The 20,637-nt window shown below is 47.9% G+C and carries 20 protein-coding genes; 9 read left to right on the top strand and 11 right to left on the bottom strand.

Annotated features, from left to right (window positions below):
• Positions 1 to 10 precede the first annotated feature (10 nt).
• From glmM to ftsH, 3 genes are read right to left on the bottom strand one after another with little or no spacing between them, the layout of a single operon-like run.
• Positions 11 to 1,369 (bottom strand): phosphoglucosamine mutase, encoded by a 1,359-nt coding sequence (gene glmM / locus MAQ5080_RS04610; protein WP_067206208.1) that lies wholly within the window; start codon positions 1,367 to 1,369, stop codon positions 11 to 13.
• A complete protein-coding gene (gene folP / locus MAQ5080_RS04615) occupies positions 1,362 to 2,201 on the bottom strand; it encodes a dihydropteroate synthase (protein WP_067206212.1) in 840 nt (279 codons plus the stop codon). Before folP ends, glmM begins: the two co-directional genes overlap by 8 nt.
• A 39-nt stretch (positions 2,202 to 2,240) precedes the next feature.
• Positions 2,241 to 4,214 (bottom strand): ATP-dependent zinc metalloprotease FtsH, encoded by a 1,974-nt coding sequence (ftsH, locus tag MAQ5080_RS04620; RefSeq protein ID WP_067206215.1) that lies wholly within the window; start codon positions 4,212 to 4,214, stop codon positions 2,241 to 2,243.
• Positions 4,215 to 4,779: 565 nt separating this feature from the next.
• Between ftsH and MAQ5080_RS04625 the strand changes: the two genes are divergently transcribed.
• Positions 4,780 to 5,082, top strand: coding sequence for a YhbY family RNA-binding protein (locus MAQ5080_RS04625; protein WP_067206218.1), 303 nt, complete (start codon positions 4,780 to 4,782; stop codon positions 5,080 to 5,082).
• A gap of 103 nt (positions 5,083 to 5,185) precedes the next feature.
• A complete protein-coding gene (locus tag MAQ5080_RS04630; RefSeq protein ID WP_067206220.1) occupies positions 5,186 to 5,998 on the top strand; it encodes a hypothetical protein in 813 nt (270 codons plus the stop codon).
• Positions 5,999 to 6,003: 5 nt separating this feature from the next.
• Here the strand turns inward: MAQ5080_RS04630 and MAQ5080_RS04635 are convergent, their stop codons facing one another.
• The 7 genes from MAQ5080_RS04635 to MAQ5080_RS04665 form a co-directional block, all read right to left on the bottom strand.
• Positions 6,004 to 6,819: an ABC transporter permease subunit gene (locus MAQ5080_RS04635; protein ID WP_067206224.1), complete on the bottom strand. Its 816-nt coding sequence runs from the start codon at positions 6,817 to 6,819 to the stop codon at positions 6,004 to 6,006.
• Positions 6,816 to 7,730 carry an ABC transporter permease subunit gene (locus tag MAQ5080_RS04640; RefSeq protein ID WP_067206227.1) on the bottom strand — a complete coding sequence of 305 codons (915 nt, stop codon included), beginning with the start codon at positions 7,728 to 7,730 and terminating at the stop codon, positions 6,816 to 6,818. The genes MAQ5080_RS04635 and MAQ5080_RS04640 overlap by 4 nt, the downstream gene beginning before the upstream one ends.
• Positions 7,727 to 8,848, bottom strand: coding sequence for a polyamine ABC transporter ATP-binding protein (potA, locus tag MAQ5080_RS04645; RefSeq protein WP_067206230.1), 1,122 nt, complete (start codon positions 8,846 to 8,848; stop codon positions 7,727 to 7,729). Before potA ends, MAQ5080_RS04640 begins: the two co-directional genes overlap by 4 nt.
• A gap of 80 nt (positions 8,849 to 8,928) precedes the next feature.
• On the bottom strand, positions 8,929 to 10,026 hold the full coding sequence (locus MAQ5080_RS04650) for a polyamine ABC transporter substrate-binding protein (protein WP_067206233.1): 1,098 nt from the start codon (positions 10,024 to 10,026) through the stop codon (positions 8,929 to 8,931).
• 290 nt (positions 10,027 to 10,316) lie between these two features.
• The gene (gene erpA / locus MAQ5080_RS04655; RefSeq protein ID WP_067206237.1) at positions 10,317 to 10,658 is read right to left on the bottom strand and encodes an iron-sulfur cluster insertion protein ErpA; all 342 of its coding nucleotides are present in this window, start codon (positions 10,656 to 10,658) and stop codon (positions 10,317 to 10,319) included.
• 93 nt (positions 10,659 to 10,751) lie between these two features.
• Positions 10,752 to 12,341 carry a peptide chain release factor 3 gene (prfC, locus tag MAQ5080_RS04660; protein WP_067206239.1) on the bottom strand — a complete coding sequence of 530 codons (1,590 nt, stop codon included), beginning with the start codon at positions 12,339 to 12,341 and terminating at the stop codon, positions 10,752 to 10,754.
• Positions 12,342 to 12,597: 256 nt separating this feature from the next.
• The gene (locus tag MAQ5080_RS04665; protein WP_000854920.1) at positions 12,598 to 13,245 is read right to left on the bottom strand and encodes a LexA family protein; all 648 of its coding nucleotides are present in this window, start codon (positions 13,243 to 13,245) and stop codon (positions 12,598 to 12,600) included.
• Between the two features lie 117 nt (positions 13,246 to 13,362).
• Here MAQ5080_RS04665 and MAQ5080_RS04670 point away from each other — a divergent pair, with 117 nt between their 5' ends.
• From MAQ5080_RS04670 to eexS, 7 genes are read left to right on the top strand one after another with little or no spacing between them, the layout of a single operon-like run.
• Entirely contained in the window at positions 13,363 to 13,614 is a 252-nt protein-coding gene (locus MAQ5080_RS04670; RefSeq protein ID WP_011788534.1) for a transcriptional regulator, read from the top strand.
• Between the two features lie 55 nt (positions 13,615 to 13,669).
• The gene (locus tag MAQ5080_RS04675; protein ID WP_067206243.1) at positions 13,670 to 14,539 is read left to right on the top strand and encodes a hypothetical protein; all 870 of its coding nucleotides are present in this window, start codon (positions 13,670 to 13,672) and stop codon (positions 14,537 to 14,539) included.
• Positions 14,526 to 15,188 (top strand): DUF6475 domain-containing protein, encoded by a 663-nt coding sequence (locus MAQ5080_RS04680; RefSeq protein WP_007105460.1) that lies wholly within the window; start codon positions 14,526 to 14,528, stop codon positions 15,186 to 15,188. Before MAQ5080_RS04675 ends, MAQ5080_RS04680 begins: the two co-directional genes overlap by 14 nt.
• The gene (locus MAQ5080_RS04685; protein WP_025610846.1) at positions 15,175 to 15,723 is read left to right on the top strand and encodes a lytic transglycosylase domain-containing protein; all 549 of its coding nucleotides are present in this window, start codon (positions 15,175 to 15,177) and stop codon (positions 15,721 to 15,723) included. Before MAQ5080_RS04680 ends, MAQ5080_RS04685 begins: the two co-directional genes overlap by 14 nt.
• Positions 15,720 to 16,019: a flagellar transcriptional regulator FlhD gene (locus MAQ5080_RS04690; protein WP_000210563.1), complete on the top strand. Its 300-nt coding sequence runs from the start codon at positions 15,720 to 15,722 to the stop codon at positions 16,017 to 16,019. Before MAQ5080_RS04685 ends, MAQ5080_RS04690 begins: the two co-directional genes overlap by 4 nt.
• The gene (locus MAQ5080_RS04695; RefSeq protein ID WP_000566753.1) at positions 16,016 to 16,549 is read left to right on the top strand and encodes a FlhC family transcriptional regulator; all 534 of its coding nucleotides are present in this window, start codon (positions 16,016 to 16,018) and stop codon (positions 16,547 to 16,549) included. Before MAQ5080_RS04690 ends, MAQ5080_RS04695 begins: the two co-directional genes overlap by 4 nt.
• A 54-nt stretch (positions 16,550 to 16,603) precedes the next feature.
• Complete coding sequence (gene eexS / locus MAQ5080_RS04700) at positions 16,604 to 17,035, top strand: entry exclusion protein EexS (RefSeq protein WP_067206246.1); 432 nt, start codon at positions 16,604 to 16,606, stop codon at positions 17,033 to 17,035.
• A gap of 32 nt (positions 17,036 to 17,067) precedes the next feature.
• Here eexS and MAQ5080_RS04705 read toward each other — a convergent pair whose 3' ends face one another.
• Entirely contained in the window at positions 17,068 to 20,637 is a 3,570-nt protein-coding gene (locus MAQ5080_RS04705) for a conjugal transfer protein TraG N-terminal domain-containing protein (RefSeq protein WP_067206249.1), read from the bottom strand.

Here is a 20,637-nt window from a genome sequence, read left to right on the forward strand (position 1 = left end):
GATTTTTAAGTTAAGAATCAGCCAATTGCTCGCTCTTTTGCTTAGCAACCGACTCCACTTCAGCAGCGAGATAGTCCACTAACTCGTCCACCATTTCTTGATCACGGCCTTCGACCATCACTCGAATCAGTGGCTCTGTACCTGAGGCACGCAGTAAAACTCGACCAAGGCCGTTGAGCTTTTCATTGGCCATGGCGATGGCTTTTTGCAAAGCCGGCTCTTCTGCTGGGGCAAAACGTGCTGCCACACGAACATTCTTTAGCTTTTGTGGGAATTTAATCAAACCCGCCAGCAATTCGTGAAGCGCTTTCCCCTCTTCAATCATGGCGCGCAAAACTTGCAGCGCTGCGATAATACCATCACCTGTGGTGGTGATATCACGGCAAACAATATGCCCCGATGGCTCGCCACCTAGGACCCAGCCATGCTGAATCAGTTTTTCATTAACGTAACGATCACCTACTTTAGCACGACTGAAGCCGATACCATTTTCAGAAAACGCCAATTCCAAACCAAAGTTACTCATCAGCGTACCCACCACACCGCCATTAAAGCGGCCAGTGTCCATCAAGTGGTTGGCAATGATGTACAGCACGTCGTCACCATCACAGACCTTACCAAAGCGATCCACGAGAATCAGACGATCACCGTCCCCGTCTAGGGCAATACCAATATCGGCTTCTTCTGCTAAGACATTCTTACGCAGTAGCTCTGGCTTAGTCGCGCCACTGTCTTCATTGATGTTCAAACCATCAGGATTGACACCAATGGCAATCACTTCCGCCCCCAGCTCTGAGAACACACGCGGTGCCACGTGGTACGTCGCCCCATCGGCGCAGTCCACGACAATTTTCAGTCCAGACAACTGCAAACCGATTGGGAAGGTGCCTTTACAGTATTCAATGTAACGGCCCGCCGCGTCATCAATACGCTTAGCACGACCAATCAGGCCGGATTCCACCACCTGCATCGGCTGATCCAGGTAGTATTCAATCTTTTCTTCTAACTCGTCAGAGATTTTGCCGCCTTGGGCAGAGAAGAATTTGATACCGTTATCGGTATAAGGGTTATGCGAGGCACTGATAACAATCCCCGCGCTGGCACGGAAGGTACGCGTTAGGTAAGCAATGGCTGGCGTTGGCATAGGACCAACCAGACGCACATCCGCACCGGCCGCCACAATCCCCGATTCCAAGGCCGATTCGAACATATAGCCTGAGATACGCGTATCTTTACCAATCAGAATTTTCTTGTCATGTTCTTTAAAGACTTGGCCTGCCGCCCAGCCTAGCTTAAGCATAAATTCAGGTGTGATTGGAGCCTTGCCCACTTCCCCACGAATTCCATCGGTACCAAAATATTTACGCATGACGACTCTCTTCTATTTGATGCATCACTTTCAACATGTCCACATGGGGTTTCACATCATGAACACGGAAAATGCGTGCGCCTTTCAAGTAGGTTGAAGCATTTGCGCCCATGGTGCCATATAGTCGCTCGGATACTGGCACACCAAGGATGTCGCCGATCATGGTTTTACGAGACACACCAATCAGCACTTCATGACCTAAATTCAACAGACGCTCTGTGTGTTTAAGTAGGGTCGTATTATGAACTAGGGTTTTGCCAAAGCCGATACCTGGGTCCAAGATAATGTTGTCTTTTTTAATACCCGCCGCGACACAGGCTTCAATGCGAGCCAGTAAATACTGCTCAACATCTTCCACAAGGTCTTCATAAGAAGGTGAATCTTGCATGTTTTGCGGCGTACCACGCATGTGCATCAAACACACCGGCAAGCCTGTTGCCGCAGTCGCGACCAACGCGCCGTCACGCTCTAACGCGCGCACATCATTGATCAAGCCCGCTCCCAAGTTTGCCGAGCCAGTGATCACAGATGGCGTACTGGTATCCACCGAGACGATCGTATCAAAGCGCTGTTTTATGGCTTCCACCACAGGCAGGACACGATCCAACTCTTCTTGCTCACCCACTATCGCGGCGCCTGGGCGAGTGGACTCGCCGCCAACATCAATAAAGTCCGCACCGTCTTCGATCATGCGCTCGACTTGGCGCATGGCGTCATCAAAGTTGTTGTGCTTGCCGCCATCAGAAAAAGAATCAGGGGTAACGTTTAAGATCCCCATAACGCGAGGAAGCGATAAGTCTAACGACTTATCGCCAAATACCATTACAGACATTGGTTTGTTCACTTACTGTAGAAACAACGCCGGCGAAGCTTACGCTTCGCCGGTTGGTTTTTGAGACACAGGCTCGTCATCTGATGAGTCAGATGAACCTGTCATTTGATCGCTAGAATCATTGTTTTGAGGCTCAGGGTTCTGCACTTCTTCGGCATCGCCATTTGAGCTGTTACCGCCCGCAGATGGATCAGACCAACCTGCTGGTGGCGTTGGTTTCTTACCGTCCATGATTTCTTTGATCTGCTTGGCATCGATAGTTTCATACACCATCAAGGCTTCCGCCATCATGTCTAGCTTGTCACGGTGCTCACTCAGAATTTCCGTCGATTTCTTGTAACAGCGATCGATGATATCACGTACTTCTGAATCCAACTTCTTACCGGTTTCCGGTGAGAAGTAGTTGTTTTTGCTGCCGGTCATGCTTTGCTGGTCTTCTTCTTCGTAGGCGAACGCACCTAGCTCCTCAGATAGACCCCACTTAGTGACCATGTTGCGCGCTAAGCTTGAAGCACGTTCGATATCGTTCGACGCACCGGTTGATACACCATCAAAACCGTGGATCAACTCTTCGGCAATACGACCGCCGTACAAGCTACAGATTTGCGATTCCAGACCACGTTTACTGAGGCTGTACTTGTCTTCTTCTGGCAAGTACATGGTCACACCTAGGGCACGACCACGAGGAATAATAGTCACCTTGTACACTGGATCGTGTTCCGGCATTAGGTAACCAACGATCGCGTGGCCCGCTTCGTGGTATGCCGTGTTACGTTTTTCCTCTTCCTTCATCACCATGGACTTACGCTCAGCACCCATCAGGATTTTATCCTTCGCCAGCTCAAGCAATTCCATGTTCACTAGACGACGGTTCGAACGGGCTGCAAACAAGGCTGCTTCGTTCACTAGGTTAGCCAAGTCGGCACCCGAGAAACCAGGCGTACCACGAGCAATGTTCTTTGGCTCAACATCGTCTGCGACCGGTACTTTGCGTAGGTGGACCTTAAGAATCTGTTCACGACCACGGATGTCCGGTAGACCTACTGTCACCTGACGGTCGAAACGACCTGGACGCAATAGCGCAGGGTCCAATACGTCTGGACGGTTAGTCGCTGCAATAACGATGATACCTTCGTTACCTTCGAAACCATCCATCTCTACCAACAATTGGTTCAAGGTTTGCTCACGCTCATCGTTACCACCGCCCATACCTGAGCCACGGTTACGACCTACCGCATCGATCTCGTCAATAAAGATGATGCAAGGTGCGTGTTTCTTCGCTTGTTCGAACATGTCACGAACACGTGACGCACCGACACCGACAAACATTTCAACGAAGTCAGAACCGGAAATGGTGAAGAACGGCACTTTCGCTTCGCCAGCAATCGCTTTTGCGAGCAAGGTTTTACCCGTACCTGGAGGTCCACACATTAGGATACCGCGTGGAATTTTACCGCCAAGACGCTGGAATTTGCCTGGCTCACGCAGGAAGTCGACTAGCTCTTCGACGTCTTCTTTGGCTTCATCACAGCCTGCGACATCGGCAAAGGTAGTTTTGATTTGGTCTTCAGGCAGCAGACGCGCTTTGGATTTACCAAACGACATGGGACCGCCTTTACCACCGCCACCGCCTTGCATCTGGCGCATGAAGAAGATGAAGATCGCCAAGATCAAAAGAATTGGGAAACTGGCTACCAACAGTTGTGTCCAGAGGCTTTGTTGCTCTGGCATACGGCCTTCAACCACGACGTTGTTGCTTAGCAGATCGTCCATAATTTTTGGATCTGCTGCCGCAGGGCGCACGGTTTCAAAGCTATCGCCACCCGTACGAGAACCGCTGATGGTGTAGCCATCAATCACCACTTGTGCGATACGGCCATCATGAACCTCTTGCACGAATTCAGAGTAAGAGATTCGGTTGGTATCCGAAGAGGTATTAAAGTTGTTAAACACTGTCAGTAACACTGCAGCGATTACCAACCACAATAAAATATTTTTTAGCATATCGTTCAAGAGCACACCTCTTAACGGTTAGTTAACCATGCACAATAAAGTGCGGGAAAATAACCTTTAATTTGTCGTCCTAGTAAGTACGCTGACAGCTCGCGCTAACAGCATAGGGGTTACGGGTGACAACGAAACCAACCGGTTCCGCATCGCTTTTAGGTACATTCAGAGCCTAAATTGGTAAGACCTCAACAAGAAACTGCTTCTGTGAAATCGGAACTATGAGTAAACATATTGGGGCCTAGCCTGAAATTACAAGATCTGGCGCCGGCTTTCCAATCTTAGAAAGTAGTTTTTCGTATATCCAGAGGTGCAAAATCGCACCGCTTTCATCCGGTTGAGTCATGGTAACGTCTAAATATAACAGATGCTACGAAGGCTCCGATATATCCGATCACTTCTTGGTACTTTTTGACACGGTGATCAGCAAAATGTTCCATCTTTTCGAGATCGCTAGATTTTGATCTTCTACGGTTTCATCATACCTAATTCAATAGATATTCCGCTATAATATCGCTTAACCTCTGAAGCCTCCAATAAAGAGGGTCAACCAAGATGAGAAATTTTAACTATGAGTTTGACAAACGTTCAAAAAAAGCAATATCGCAACATTGGGCACACACTTAACCCAGTGGTAACTGTCGCAGGTAACGGCCTGACAGAATCCGTACTGACTGAGATCGACCGTGCCCTAGAAGACCACGAACTGATCAAAGTTCGTTACAGCATTACAGATCGTGAAGCTCGCTACGAGTTGATCGAAGAAACCAGCAAAGTGTTAAAAGCACAAATCGTGCAGACCATCGGTAAAGTAGCCTTGCTACATCGCAAAGCGCTTGAGCCGAACCCGAAGCTGTCTAACTTGCTTCGTTAAGGATTCTGAATTAAGGCCAGCCTCGCTGGCCTTAATTTTTCCTCGCTCAATATTTGAACTTACGCGCCGATACACTTTCATATAAAAGAAAAGAGTACGCGCCATGATTTTCATTGATACTGTTAATCGAATCACCCATCTGCCTGAGCGGGAAGCCCCAACACACTTCCGTCGCCGTCGCTCGCGTACCGACAAGGATAGTTTAACCCTGAGCGAAGCCGCCGCACATGTACAGCAGATCACTCTGTCTTATGAGAATGCCAGCAACCTCACTCCTACTGACAGTATTATTGCCAATATGCTGGAAGCCGTGCTGCAGCAACTGGATGATCTAAATATTCACGTGGAAGCCTTGAGCCAAATTGCCCCAGCAAACAACTCATGGCAACTTACCCTACAAACGCCCCCCCTTAGCCAAGCTGATACCGGCCCAAGTTACGCCAGCAACGTCAAAGAGCTGCAAAAAGACAAGCCATTTAAGCGCATCGAACTGCACCTAATTGGCGAAGACAAAACCAATAAGCTATGCCAACTGACCTTTATTCAACACCACTTATCTGCGCCACTGCAGCAAGCCTTGGTGCAGCTCCCCCCAAAACAAACCTTGCACATGCCCTATTCGGCCCACGAATTAGAGCTGCTACCTTTGCACTGGGTGTTTGAAATTGATCAAGACGGTGAAGCCGAACCGCTGGCTTCTCTATATGAGACCAGCACCTTCAAACCGGCAGATTATACTGCGCAATTCAATAGCCTACAGATCTGGTTTGAACGGCAAGAAGACGCCCTACCGCTGCTGATCAGTGATCGGAGACTGGGCTATGTTTATTTGGGAAACTATGAAGCTTACACTAGTGAAGAACACGCCCCCGAGGCGGGCAATATCACCTCAGGGACATTAGATACCAACGCCTAGCAGACTTATTTAGCGAGCTTCTCACGCTGCAGTTTACGGCGTGACAACCACCAAACCGCAAGCGTCACCAAAGACACGATCAGGATAATAATGGTCGCTAAAGCATTAATCTTAGGCGATACCCCTAAGCGCACAGAACTGAATACTTCGATTGGCAAGGTGGTAGCACCAGGGCCTGAGACAAAGCTAGCAATCACCACATCGTCTAATGACAGTGTGAATGACAGTAACCATGCGGATACTAAAGCAGGCATGATTATGGGTAAGGTCACTTGGATAAAGGCTTTCAGCGGTGTTGCCCCTAGATCCATCGCCGCTTCTAAGTAGGAACGATCCAACTCTTTCAGGCGCGAGCTGATCACCACCGTCGCGTAGGCGGTACAGAAGGTGGCATGGGCCACCCAGATGGTCAGCAAGCCGCGCTGTTGTGGCCAGCCAATCACATCTGTCATGGACACAAACAACAGCAACAATGACAAACCGATAATCACATCTGGCATCACTAGCGGGGCCGCCACTAAGCTGTGCAACATGGAACGCCCACGAAAGTTGCCAAACCGAGTCAGCGCCACCGATGCCATCACGCCAAGCAAGACCGCAGCGTTAGCACTCCAAAAAGCCACCTCTAAACTGCGCCACACGGCGCTCATCAAACCTTCATCGCGAAATAGTTCACCATACCATTTGGTTGACCATCCGGCCCATACGGTCACCAGACGTGACTCGTTGAAGGAGTAAATAATTAAGCTCAGCATCGGTAAGTATAAAAATGCCATGCCCACCCAGAACATCCACGCGGAAAAACGAACCGGAGTCTTCATTGATTGCCCTCCCATTCTTTCTCTTGATGCTTACGGAAGAAGTGAATTGGCACCATCAGCAGCAATAGCATGATCAAAGCCAAGGATGACGCCAGCGGCCAATCGCGGTTATTAAAGAATTCCTGCCACAGCACTTTACCGATCACAATTGAGTTGGTACCCCCCAATAGCTCTGGAATCACGTACTCCCCGACTACCGGAATGAACACCAACATACTACCGGCAACAATACCGTTGCGCGACAGCGGGAAGGTAATGTGCCAGAACGACTGCAAACGACGGGCACCAAGGTCTTGGGATGCTTCGATAAAACTGTGGTCGTGCTTTACCAAATTGGCGTACAGCGGCAACACCATAAAGGGCAGATACGCATAAACGATACCGATATAAACCGCGACATTCGTATTCAAGATCGCCAGTGGTTCATTGATCACACCCGTCCACAACAACACGTTATTAAGCACACCATTGCTCTTCAAGATACCGATCCAGGCGTAGATACGGATCAGAAAGGATGTCCAAGAGGGTAACAGGATCAGCAACAGTAGAATCGACTGAGTAGTTTGCTTGGCACGAGCAATGTAATAGGCCATTGGGTAGCCAATCAGCAAACAAAAGAAGGTCGAGATAGCCGCCATCTTGAGGCTGTTCAGATACGCGGCCAGGTACAAGTCATCTTCGGTTAAGAAAATAAAGTTGCCGAAATAGACATGTAAATCAAACGCTTGATCCGCCATTGACAGCAAAGCGCTGTAGGGGGGAATGGCGATCTCAGCTTCAGCAAAAGCGATCTTTAAAACAATCAAAAATGGCAGCGCAAAGAACAGCACTAACCATAAGGTTGGCAGCGCAATAACCCACTTCTTGCCATGTTCCGAGCCGGGCTTAAAGCGCTCAAATAACTTATTCATGGGCGCAGTACCAAACCACTGTCATCAGACCAATATACGTAGACCTGTTCTTCCCAAGTCGGCGCATCAGCAAAGCGATCCGAGTTCACCATAAAGGAATTGAGAATTTTACCGTTGTCTAAGCGGATATGGTAAATCGAGTGCCCACCCAAGTAAGCAATGTCGTGCACCATACCGCGACACCAGTTGTATTCGCTGTCTGGCTGTTCACGAGAAATCATGGTTTTCTCTGGACGCACAGCAAACACCACTTGCTTGTCATCAAGCGCCGTGGTCACACCATAAGACACATACAATTTGTTAGCGCACTCTTGTGAATCAATCACAGCATGGTCTTCAGCATCGACACAGATCTCGCCGTGGAACAAGTTCATACTGCCGATAAACTCCGCCGCCTGAAGGCTGTTAGGGGCTTCGTAGATATCACGCGGCGTGCCAGCTTGGACGATACGCCCTTCTTCCATAATGGCGATGCGATTAGCCATGGTCATGGCTTCTTCTTGGTCGTGGGTCACCATGACACAGGTCACGCCAACACTTTCAAGGATATCCACTACTTCCAACTGCATCCGAGTACGCAATTTTTTATCCAGCGCGCCCATCGGCTCATCTAACAGCAGTAACTTCGGAGATTTGGCCAAACTTCGCGCTAACGCCACACGTTGACGCTGACCACCGGATAACTGCTCGGGCTTACGCTTGGCAAACTTCTCCATGTGCACCAAACGCAGCATTTGCACGACTTTATCGGCAATCATCTTCTTCGGCATACGGTCTTGTTTTAGACCATAGGCGATGTTTTGCTCCACCGTCATATGCGGAAACAAGGCATAGGATTGGAACATCATATTGATCGGACGACGATAAGGCTCTAAGGAGACAATGTCTTCGCCATCCAAAATAATCTGCCCAGAGTTGGGCGTTTCAAAACCTGCGAGCATACGCAGCAGTGTGGATTTACCCGAGCCAGAAGCACCTAACAGCGCAAAAATATCGCCTTTGGCAATATCCAGTGAAACATCATTCACCGCAACCACGTCGTCGTAGGTTTTGACAATACTTTTAATTTGCAAGAAATGGCCATCCGCGCTATCGCGCGTAATGCTCGGCTCAATCATTGAAATTCCTCAAGGCTAGACATGCCCTTTTATTGAATTCGAAGACTGCCAGCGAGCAGCGCTCGCTGACATAGGTGAGGTTATTGACCTGTTTTAATTTGGTTCCAGGCACGTGTGATGGTACGTGTTGTACGTCGATCGAGTACTTTAGGTAACCACAGTTTGTCACGCACATCTGCTGGTGGGAAGATGCTTTCATCACCAGAGATTTCAGGGTCAACCATACTTATGGACGCAGGGTTGGCGTTGGCATACCAAACATAGTTGGTAATGTTTGCAGTAATGTCAGGGCGCATTAAGAAGTTAATCAATGACAATGCCCCTTCAGGGTTCTGCGCATCGCGTGGAATCGCCAGCATATCAAACCACATCAAGGCACCCTCTTTAGGAATGATGTAGCTGACTTCTACGCCGTTATCCGCTTCTTCTGCACGGGCTGCCGCTTGCGCCACATCGCCTGACCAACCGATTACAGCACACACATCACCATTTGCTAGATCGTTAATGTATTTTGAGCTATGGAAGTAACGGTAGTAAGGGCGAACCGACAGCATTAGTTCTTTGGCTTGGTCTAAATCCCCCTTGTCGGTACTGTTTGGATCAAGCCCCAAGTAGTTCAGTGCAGAACTCATGACTTCTGTTGGTGCATCCAGTGCCACCACGCCACATGACTGCAACTTTTCTAGGTATTCTTTTTCAAATACCAAAGACCAACTGTTGATCGGCGTATCGTCACCTAATAGCTCTTTAACTTTGCCAGTGTTGATACCAATACCGGTTGTGCCCCACATGTAAGGCACGGCGTATTTATTGCCTGGATCCACGTCTTCTAAGGCTTTCATCATTTGCGGGTCGAGATTAGACCAGTTTGGTAAAGCAGAACGATCCAGCTCTATAAAAGCGCCGGCTTTGATCTGTTTACCTAGGAAGTCATTAGTCGGTACCACCAAGTCAAAGCCAGATTGACCGGAGAGCAACTTCGCCTCTAGTACTTCGTTACTGTCAAAGACATCGTATACCACAGCAGTACCGGTTTCTTTCTCGAAGCTAGGAAGCGTTGCCTCGTCGATGTAATCCGACCAGTTATAAAAGTGCACCACATCTTCTGCTTGAGCAGAGAACGACACCATAGCCGTTGCCGTAAGGGCCAACGTCGAAACGCAAGACTTTAATTTCATATAACTTCCCCTAGTCCGAGTAAATTAAAAAGCGGGCTATCATACTCATCCGCTTTCTACAGATAAAGATCATGCCGTGCAAAAACCACGCAATTCCGTGTCTGAGATGGCAAAATCCATCACAAACATCATGCAACTTGCTTGCCGCATCGAAACCGCCTTATTTTTCCTTGTAAAACAAGACAACAAACCTAGCTAAATTAGCTTATATACAAACTTTAGCCATAAAAAAACCCCCGCTGTTAAGCGAGGGTTTCGAAGATCACTTTGTCTGCCGCAAAGCTTTGCAATTAGATACTAAAGCTCGCACCACAACCACAGGTTGAAGTAGCATTTGGGTTAGTCACGGTAAAACGTGCTCCCTCTAAGTTCTCTTTGTAATCCACTTCTGAGCCGACCAAATATTGGAAGCTCAAAGGATCCACTACGAGTTTCACACCGTTCTTCAACACTTCTGTGTCGTCTTCCTGATGTTCTTCATCGAATGCGAACCCATACTGGAAGCCAGAACAACCACCACCCGTTACGTACACTCGTAACATCAGGCGCTCGTTTTCTTCTTCCTCAATCAAAGACTGCAACTTGGCTGCCGCCGCATCAGTCATTGAAATGGGATCAGCTGATTCCACCATTACGTTCTCCACCAAAATACTGAGGCAACTTTTACGTTGCTATATGAATGGCGAGAATTATCCTCTTAACCAAGTAATTCAGTCAAGTATAGATCAGTGCTCACGAGTCGCACGGAAATCCACTTCAGGGTAACGCTCTTTCGCCAAGTTCAAATTGACCATGGTTGGGGCAATATAAGTTAAGTTATCGCCACCATCTAACGCTAAGTTCGCTTCGTTCTTACGTTTAAACTCTTCGAACTTTTTACCTTCTTCAGCTTGAACCCAACGCGCTGTTGCGACGTTGACACTCTCGTAGATAGCTTCCACGTTGTACTCTGCTTTTAGACGCGCAACCACTACGTCAAACTGCAGCACACCCACCGCACCTACAATTAAGTCGTTATTCTGGAACGGACGGAATACCTGTACCGCACCTTCTTCAGACAACTGCACTAGACCTTTCAGCAACTGCTTTTGCTTCAATGGATCTTTTAGGCGAATACGGCGGAACAATTCTGGGGCAAAGTTTGGAATGCCTGAGAACTTCAGGTTTTCACCTTGTGTAAAAGTATCACCGATCTGAATGGTACCGTGGTTGTGTAGACCAATGATGTCACCGGCAAAGGCTTCTTCGGCACGGGAACGGTCACCGGCCATAAAGGTTACCGCATCCGAGATACTGATTTGTTTGCCGATACGCACATGGTTCATCTTCATACCTTGGCGGTAAGTACCTGAAACAATGCGCATAAAGGCGATGCGGTCACGGTGTTTTGGATCCATGTTGGCTTGAATCTTAAACACGAAACCAGAGAACTTCTCTTCGCTGGCTTCCACTTGACGATCATGGGTTTCACGGGGCATTGGCGCCGGTGCCCATTGCGTCAAGGCATCCAGCATATGATCCACACCAAAGTTACCCAATGCAGTACCGAAATACACCGGCGTCAGTTCACCCGCTAGGAAGAGTTCTTGATCGAATTCATTCGACGCGCCCATTACCAGCTCCAGCTCTTCACGCAGTTGCTCAGCTAGCTCTTCGCCTACCGCGGCATCCAGCTCAGGGTTATTTAGGCCTTTGACCACACGTAGTTCTTGAATGGTATGACCCTGACCAGTTGAGTAAAGGATCGTTTCATCGTTGTGAATGTGGTACACCCCTTTAAACAGCTTGCCACAGCCAATTGGCCAAGTGACTGGGGCACACATCATGTTTAACTCGTTTTCCACTTCATCCAGCAATTCCATTGGATCACGAATATCACGGTCCAATTTGTTCATGAAGGTCACGATCGGCGTATCGCGCAGACGGGTAACTTCCATCAGTTTGCGGGTACGATCCTCGACACCTTTGGCCGCGTCGATCACCATCAAACAGGAGTCCACTGCCGTTAGCGTACGGTAGGTATCTTCCGAGAAGTCTTCGTGCCCAGGAGTATCCAGCAGGTTAACCAAGCAATCATTGTATGGGAACTGCATCACAGAGGTGGTGATCGAGATACCACGCTCTTTCTCCATGTCCATCCAGTCCGACTTGGCATGCTGATTCGAGCCACGGCCTTTTACCGTACCTGCGGATTGAATCGCGCGTCCGAACAACAATACTTTTTCCGTAATGGTGGTCTTACCGGCGTCAGGGTGCGAGATGATAGCAAAGGTCCTTCGCTTATTGATTTCATTGAGAAAATCTTGGTTTGCCATGTATAAATTCTTTTAGTTTGTACACGGATTTGTACACACTTTTGGAAGTACTCTCTTTTCAGTTCTTCGCTTGTCAAATCCGTCGTGTTAATCGTAATTGGCCGCTATTTTCGCTGATCTTGACTTTATAAACAATCAATGGTTATCTAATCGGTTACCATTTATTCTCAGCGTGCACCAATGCTCAGTTGTAGCTGTTTGCAATCGTTGCTTCTTCAGCTAATGAACAACTGTGGCTAAACCACAAATTCCTTCGCTACCAGAAATCGATGATAGCTTGTCGTACTACACCGATGATGGTGCAGTTGCCGTTGATCGGTATTGCAGGGTATTGCGGGTTCAAAGGTTTTAGATACTTCTGTTCACCATCAATAACCAACTGCTTAAAGGTTGCTTCTTTCGAATCATCCAAACGCGCAACAACCAATGAACCTGAAGAGTAAGGTAACTCAGGATCAACAACGATCACTGCCCCCTCAGGTATGGATTTTTTTCCGCTTGGATTTTCCATACTGTCGCCTTTTACGCGAAGTGCGAAACAACCCTCATGTGCTTTCCCAGTGACTTCACGCCACTCCTCAGCATCTTCATGGGCAAATCCCTCCGCTATTTCAGTCCAATCACCGGCCTGAACCCAGTTAATGAGAGGAATTCTTCCCTTAATATCAGGCCCGACTTCTACATTACCGACCCCCAAGCCAATCTCGCCATCACCTGTGGCGAGCCAATGAGCATTCACGCGAAGCGCCTCCGCGATCTGCATGGTGTAACGAGACCTAGCCGATTTACCAGAGCAAATCTGGCTGATCGACTGCTGTTTGATACCAATGCGACGAGCCAACTCAGACTGAGTTACCCCAGTAAGCTGCAAGGCATGGTTTAGTCGTTCGGATAAAGTTTTCATAAGCCCGCATTCTACAAATAAAACTGTAGTCTTTCAACAATTTTAACTGTTGACTTAACTACAGTTTAAACTGTAACATTCAATCTTGTAACAGTTATTATTGTAACAGGAGACGGTATGGAAGTGTTCAACACGACACAAAAACATCTCCGCCGTGCCATTGATTTGGTCGGCGGGCAATCAGCATTAGCGCGAGCCATCAACTCAAAACAGCAAAACGTCTGGTTTTGGTTGAATAAATCCGGACGTGTTCCCGCTGAATTCGTTTTACCCATCGAACAAGCTACGCAAGGACAGGTAACCCGATCTCAGTTAAGACCGGATATCTATCCCGAAGGCCAAAGCGAGCTGAAAGCCAGTAACCAGTAGGATTAAGGGCAAGTAATGGTCAGCATTTTACGTAAACACAGAAGCGAGTACCTCCATGCGTGATTATGGCAAGGTCTATACCCGCTTTTGGCTAAAGCAAAACGTTTTGTCCTGGAGTGACTCTGCGAAGTTGCTAGGACTGTATTTGCTTACATGCCCACATTGTAATTTGCTTGGCTGCTTTCGGTTGCCGATTGGTTACGTTGCTTCTGACTTGAACTGGGATGAACAACAGGTTGCCAAGGCTCTAAATGAGTTAGAACAAGATCAGTTCCTGATTCGTTGCGAGGAATCCGGTTGGACTTTGATTCGAAGCTTTCTGAAGCACAACCCAATCGAAAACCCAAACCAAGGTAAGGCAGCCTTTCGGTTGTTTAAAGATGTACCTGCCGACTTCGTTGGTATGGCATCGCTTTTGAAATCTCTTGCCGCTTTTCAAGCTCGGCTACCAGAAGAATTTTCAACATTGTTTATGCCTGATGGCAACCCGGTAAGGGACTCTCAACGGTCGGATGACTCTGAGAGAAGCAATAAACCAACAGTTAAAACTGTTGACCAGATACAGTTTGAAGACTTCTGGGATGTACAAATACGCAAAGAAAAAAAAGCGAAAGCCAAAGAAGAATGGCTACGCATGGGCCTCAATGAAGACCATGAACTCGCCTTGGAAGTGCTAACACGCTGGAAAGAGCAACGAGACAACCGATTGCAGTATCAAGATCGGACTAAGACCCCTATGCCACATAACTGGCTTTTAAACCGGCAATGGGAAGACGAGTACGTTCGCATTGATGAAGTACAGCAATCATCGACGAGCCTAAAGGGCAGCAATCACCAATTGAATATTGAAGAAAGCAATCGCCGCATTGCTGAAAGCTGGGCCGGACCAGGTATTCGGGAGGTTCGTTCAAGTGCAGGAGGTTGATAAACGCGAGTTTGCTGAAGTTTGGGGAGCAGCTTGGGCCATGTATGGCAAAAGCGTATCACCACAATTGCTATCCATCGCATTTGAAGCCCTTCGTGCTTATAGCATTGAAGAAGTGCGAATCGGTCTGACTCGGCATATTCAATCACCGGATACTGGGCAATTTTTTCCAAAGCCCGCTGACGTCATCAAGCATATCGACGGCAACTCAGGTTCAAGAGCCATGGTTGCTTGGAACAAAGTTGACAAGGCTGTTCGTCAGGTTGGCGCTTGGACATCCGTGATGTTTGACGATGCGCTTATCCACCGCGTGATTTCAGACATGGGTGGATGGGTTGAACTCTGCAAGGTTGATGACAGGGAATACCCCTTTAAGCAAAAAGAGTTTTTAACACGCTACCAGGCTTACTTGCTGCGGGACGAAGTGGGTGAATACCCAAGGCTATTACAGGGTATTGCAGACCATCAGAACCAGCAAAAAGGATTTGATATGCAAGCGCCTGTTGCCGTAGGCGACTGGTCAAAAGCGGCACAAGTTTATACGAGAGGCATCGCCGACTTTAGCGCAGTGCCATTAAAAAGAATAAGCCCGAAAGCCATTCAGGCGCTTCTCGGAAATCAATTAGAGGACAAAAATGAAAACGATTAAAGCAAAAACCATTGCCCTAGTGATAGCCATGTCCGCAAGCACTTCAGTCTATGCGTTTCCGGGCTATCAGTGGGAAAAAGCAGCACAAAGTGTTGGTATTGATCCAGTCATGCTCTACGCCGTTGCCTTGGCTGAGTCAGCCTCACATCGAGGTCTTAACATGACCAGTCCATGGCCATACGCAATTCGCAATGGTTCAAACGCAACCTACGCCAAATCTAAGACAGAAGCGGAGCAACTGTTAAACCAGGCACTTCAAGAGAGTGAAAAATACCAGCTCGATATTGGCCTTATGCAAATCAATTTGCATTGGCATGGGCATCGAGTGAGCTCAGCAGCTGAACTGCTAGACCCCATCACCAACCTTACTGTCGGCTCCAGTATTTTGGCCGAAGCAATCAAGTCTTCACCAAACGATTTAGAGCTTGGCATAGGCCGCTATCACAGTTGGAACGAAGAGCGTGCACGCTGGTATGGGCAAAGAGTGCTTTCTATCTATCGCAATATTTTACATGAACTGGAGGTCCGTCAATGACAACCAATCAACAAGACTTCTATCAATTAAATTTGGCGTACCTACACGCAGCACGTGAATTAGCGCGAATTGATCCGCAAGAGGCGGTCTTGCGCTTTGGACTTACACGCGACGTGGTGGATGCACTGATTAATGCCGGTGTTGACGACCTGCAACGAGTGGCGACCTCATCATTCATGCTGTTTCAACCAAGGGGTAACCAAAGCCAACTGATTGAGATGGTGAAGAGCAAAGGCACAGGTATCCCAAGAATCGCTTATTTATTATCAACCCTAAACAACAAGGGGGATGCATGATTGATAACCTGTCCAAAAGTGAGCTGTTTACCCGAGCCTCGCTGCTTATTAAGTACGGATTTCGAACGACCATTATCGCGCTCGATACAGGTTTACCAATCCACATTATCAGAAGGCTGCACAAAGAAGTGACTGGCAAGTCACCTTGTCCTGGTCAATTGCCAGAATCTGATGCCATCGTTAAAAGCAGAAGAGCCCTAGTTGAAGGCTCCCTGCTGATGGCGCTTTATGTCAATATTGGTGGTGATAATGTCTACAAGCAATTAAATATCGATGCTTTGATGAAGGCTTACGATGCGTACTTGGTTGCAAGAGAAGAGGCAGACCTTCCAGCTGAGATCCCCTGGAAAAAACTGACCATCAATGAAGGTTGGGTTCTAGCTCGTGATTTAAGATCACAGCTTGCATCCTTACACCGGTGTCGATGCGGTAGTCTGTATTTGACGGTATCTCAACAGCGCATTCAGCTTAAATGTCCTGTGTGCGAGATTATGGCCGAGCAAACCACTAGAGCACTTTTTGAGAACTAACATGCTGATACATGATTTGATTGTGCACCGCCCGTGCACTTTGAGAGTACTAAGATGACAAACTTACTTAAATCTTTACCAGCACGCTGCTGGGTTATATCACTGGGGCTTTTTCTGGCGACTTTGGCTGCGGCTCATTTTTTTCCATCAGAAATATTAACGGCATCTGCCAAGTTAGCGGCTCTGCCATTTCTGTTCTGCACCGTCGTTTTTTTCAGCTACTTGGGATTCAAAGCGACCTGCAACCCCATCGGCCTTATAGCCATCACCACTATGTTTTTAGCAATCGCATATTGGCAAGCGAGTTGGACAATTGTTGGATTGGGACTCTTTTTCATAGCTATTTGTACTGGAATTAGATTCTTGAGTAGCCAAGTTAAAGATTCGGGTAGAACTTTGAGCATTGAAGAAAAATGGTATTGGTATAAGCTCCATTCGTTTTTTGATGGCTTTTATCCAAGGTATCCCAAAAAGCCAAAAAAATAGCCAGCCCACCACAAGCTGGCTACCTTCTATTTTCAGTTCCTTCCTGATGCCTGGTTATAAGCCCTAATATCGATCAAGTTGTTCTGAGCATAATCTCCCGCAAGCGATGCATTTGAGATCACCGCTATCTGCTTATCCACAAATGCTTTATCTTCTTCGGACACACTGTCAGGAATGTAAGCGCCACTCTCATCCTTTTGACGATACTCATTTAGCATTTGCTCCCTTAGACCTAGCATTTCAGGCGACCAACTCGATGAGTCTTCAGAGTTGAATACGCGTCCCGCCAAACCTTCATTGAAAGCTTGAGCGAACACTTGACTTTGAATCGGGGTCAATCCCATTCTCTGCCCTTCGCTGTATGCTTCCTGTTTAAAATCATCGGCATACTGTTCTAAGAACTCACCATATCGATTGTTAACTGCCGCACCAAATGCCCCCGCCAACATGGCTTCAGACTTAGTGCCCCAGTTTACTTCGGAGGCATACTGCGAACTCGATCCACTGTATGCATCATTAAACGCCGTCAATGGATTCTCCAAAGAGGTTCCGGCATCAACGGCGGCTTTTAACCCATCCCAGGTTGATTTGCTGGCCACCGTTGCGTTGTGCAAGAAACCTCGTGAGCCAGGATCTTCAAGCGCTTGTTCTTTGTAACTCTCATAGTCTTCGCCAAAGTGATTCAAGGTATGCAGAGCTGCATCAGTATGCTTGCCACTGAAATCACCAATAGCACTGGCGCTGTTGAAGAACATTTCAGCACCAGAGACTCCGCTATCATCAGCCATAATGCGAGATCGCCACTGAGAGCCAGCTTCACTGTTTAGTCCAGATTGATAGGTACTTGTGTCAGAAGCTACGGCCTGCTGGGCTTGTTGCTGATGCGCATTCAGCTGTCCATCTACACCAGAAAGATTGGTTTGGTAAGCAGATTGAGCCGAATTGAACTGCGTTTGAACTGTTGCAGCATCCTCATAGCCTCCCAGAACACCTGATTCAACTTGGCTTTGAGTGCCACCAAAAGTAGGTGCCGTTGATGACAAGCCTTCATTAGAGCGTGGCTGAATAGATCGTAAATCGGCTCCGGTAGCCATGGCCATAACAGTCATTGCTGCTTGATAGTCATTGTCTCGTTCAGCGGGCGTAGAGGAGTTGCTATAGGTTAAAGACTCCATAGCTGCGGCCACATACGCCTGATTATCATCAGGTAGCAAGCGCTGATACATTGGAAGGTTTTCACGTAATCGGTTACCTGCTTCAACATGCTGGTTCATATAGCGACCTAAATAATCCATGACTTCAGGATTATCCGCTGCTAATCGAGTTAACGTCGCACCATCCGTGTTCCTTTGTCCTGATAGACTGTAGCTGGCCTGATCAAGCTCACTAAAGCGGTTTGATGCCGTGATAACGTCTTGTGCTGAACTCTGAAGTGACTGATAGTCTTGATTAGACAACGACATCTCAACGCCAGAGCGTCTTGAATCTGAAAGGTCCTTAACCATCGCATCGCGAAACTCAGCACGTCGTGAATCACTCGATGCCAAGCTTTGCATCTCCCCAGTGAGCGTATTTGCGCTCGTAGACCGAGAACTGCCTTCTGACGACTCAACTTGGCCACTAAAGTTACCACCTAGATCCAACCCAGCTCGTACCCTTGATAGTTTTGGTACACGAGATGAATCTGGCTTATCAACTCCAGGCAAATTACCTTGTGGAGAATCATTGCCTCCCGTTCCAAGAAGCCTCCCAAGAAAACCCTTATCGGCAACTTCTTTCTCACCGGGATTAGTAATGGTTCCATCGCCACCAATCCTTAGTCCGCCAGATAACACGCCCGATACCAAGCCACGTACAGCGTCTTTTTTATCGTCTCCGAAACCATACCGTGTTTGCAGGTCATCAGTGACCTGATTAACAACGGCGCTAGATGCGGAATTAGAAGAACCAATCTGACGTCCAACCGAAGAAAGGTTGTCGTAACTTAGCTTTTCACCAAAAGTTCGGCTCATGGTATTGCCAACTTGACGGCTAAAGGCTTGAGTTGCCTGAGTCATGGATTCTTTTGCAGAGCCGACCATTGAACCCACCGCATTTCCGACAGAGAAACTGCTAAGTAGGTTTGACGCGCCGGTCATAGCAGAACCAGTGAGGGCTGAATTTTGGAACATTGACTGTGATTGCATCACCGGGGCATTTTTCGCGACATCTGGACTTGCCATCTTTTCATCAATGGCATCACCGTTTTGAAGACGTCCAGCCAAGTGGGTAGCGGTTATTGCTGAGCCATACACGAGCATGAGCGAAATCGCCGGAACACTCGACGCCAACATGCCGCCAGTAGCTATCCAGGTTTGCAGCACTGAATCCATCTGCATCATCCCAGCAAAAGATGGCACTTCTGTACCCGCAAAGGCATCAAGAGCCGACATTTTCCCAGCAACAGTTAAATGGATATAAAGGTTAATGATGGCCATGACAGGCATCCAAAGTTGAATCCAAAGCAGGATTAACAAGTACTTCCCGGCCATTCGCATCCCGATTTGGCCAAGGGCAATCACAAAGGCCATCAATGGGGTGATGGCGTAAATGAAACCCTCAAAAAACGTCATCATCGGACGAACGATACTTTGGAACAGGGTCTGCTCCGCCGCCCATTGCGTATTGCGCTGCTCAATCGCTTGGTTAACCATAACGGCTGCGGTGAAAGCTTGATCATCCATATACTTGCCCGTCACGCTTTGCTCATAAATAGGCAAAAGCACTGACGCGGTCATGTACTCTTGGGTGTTAACCGAAGCCAAACCAAGATTATTCAGTGCATTTCGGATCACGTCATCAGTGTCCGTTGCTGACGAAGTCCCCAATGAGGCTGACAGAACCTGTTTAAGCCTTGGAATGAAGGTTGATTCTGTCATGAGTTTCAGTTGGCTGTAGGCGTCGGTGCAGTCCAGATCGCTACTGCTACCACTGAGCATGATTCGAGTGCCATAAATGCGCGAATCAAACCTAATCGCAGTCATCGGGTTAGGATCACTCAGCACCTGATCTAGGTTCTTTTGGCCGATGTCGATACCAATCAAGGTGCACTCTTTGATGTAGTTAAACCACGATTGTTCGATATCTGAGCCACCGACACGATTTGCATCACCCAACCCAGAGCGATCCATCACCTGTTTTCTCACCTTAATCAGTGACTGTAAACTGGATGCAAAACCGTATTCCGTCATGGCGGGAGTTGAGAAGGCGGTTTCAAACAATCGCGTGATTTGAAAGCCAACAGTCGAAATCGTACTGCCTGCGGCAGCAACACCGATGGGCACATTATCAACCACTCGAACTTGTCCCGTGTACGCATCCTCAATGCTCACTCGGGTACTGGGCCCAAACATGGTTGCAAAGACTAGCCATGAGACTAAAACGTGTTGAAAGTTAATCCCACGACCACCTTGCATTAAGGCCTGAACAGAGACCATCAATACCCCAATGAGCAAGCCAATCCGAACCATTGAAGTAAAGTCGCCTGTACCAGTGATCATCGCGACAGCATTCAGGACCTGCTCTAAAAAAGCCGAATCCCCGATGGAATAGATTTCCCACAT

The organism is Marinomonas aquimarina, assembly GCF_900089755.1.
GTDB lineage: Bacteria > Pseudomonadota > Gammaproteobacteria > Pseudomonadales > Marinomonadaceae > Marinomonas > Marinomonas aquimarina.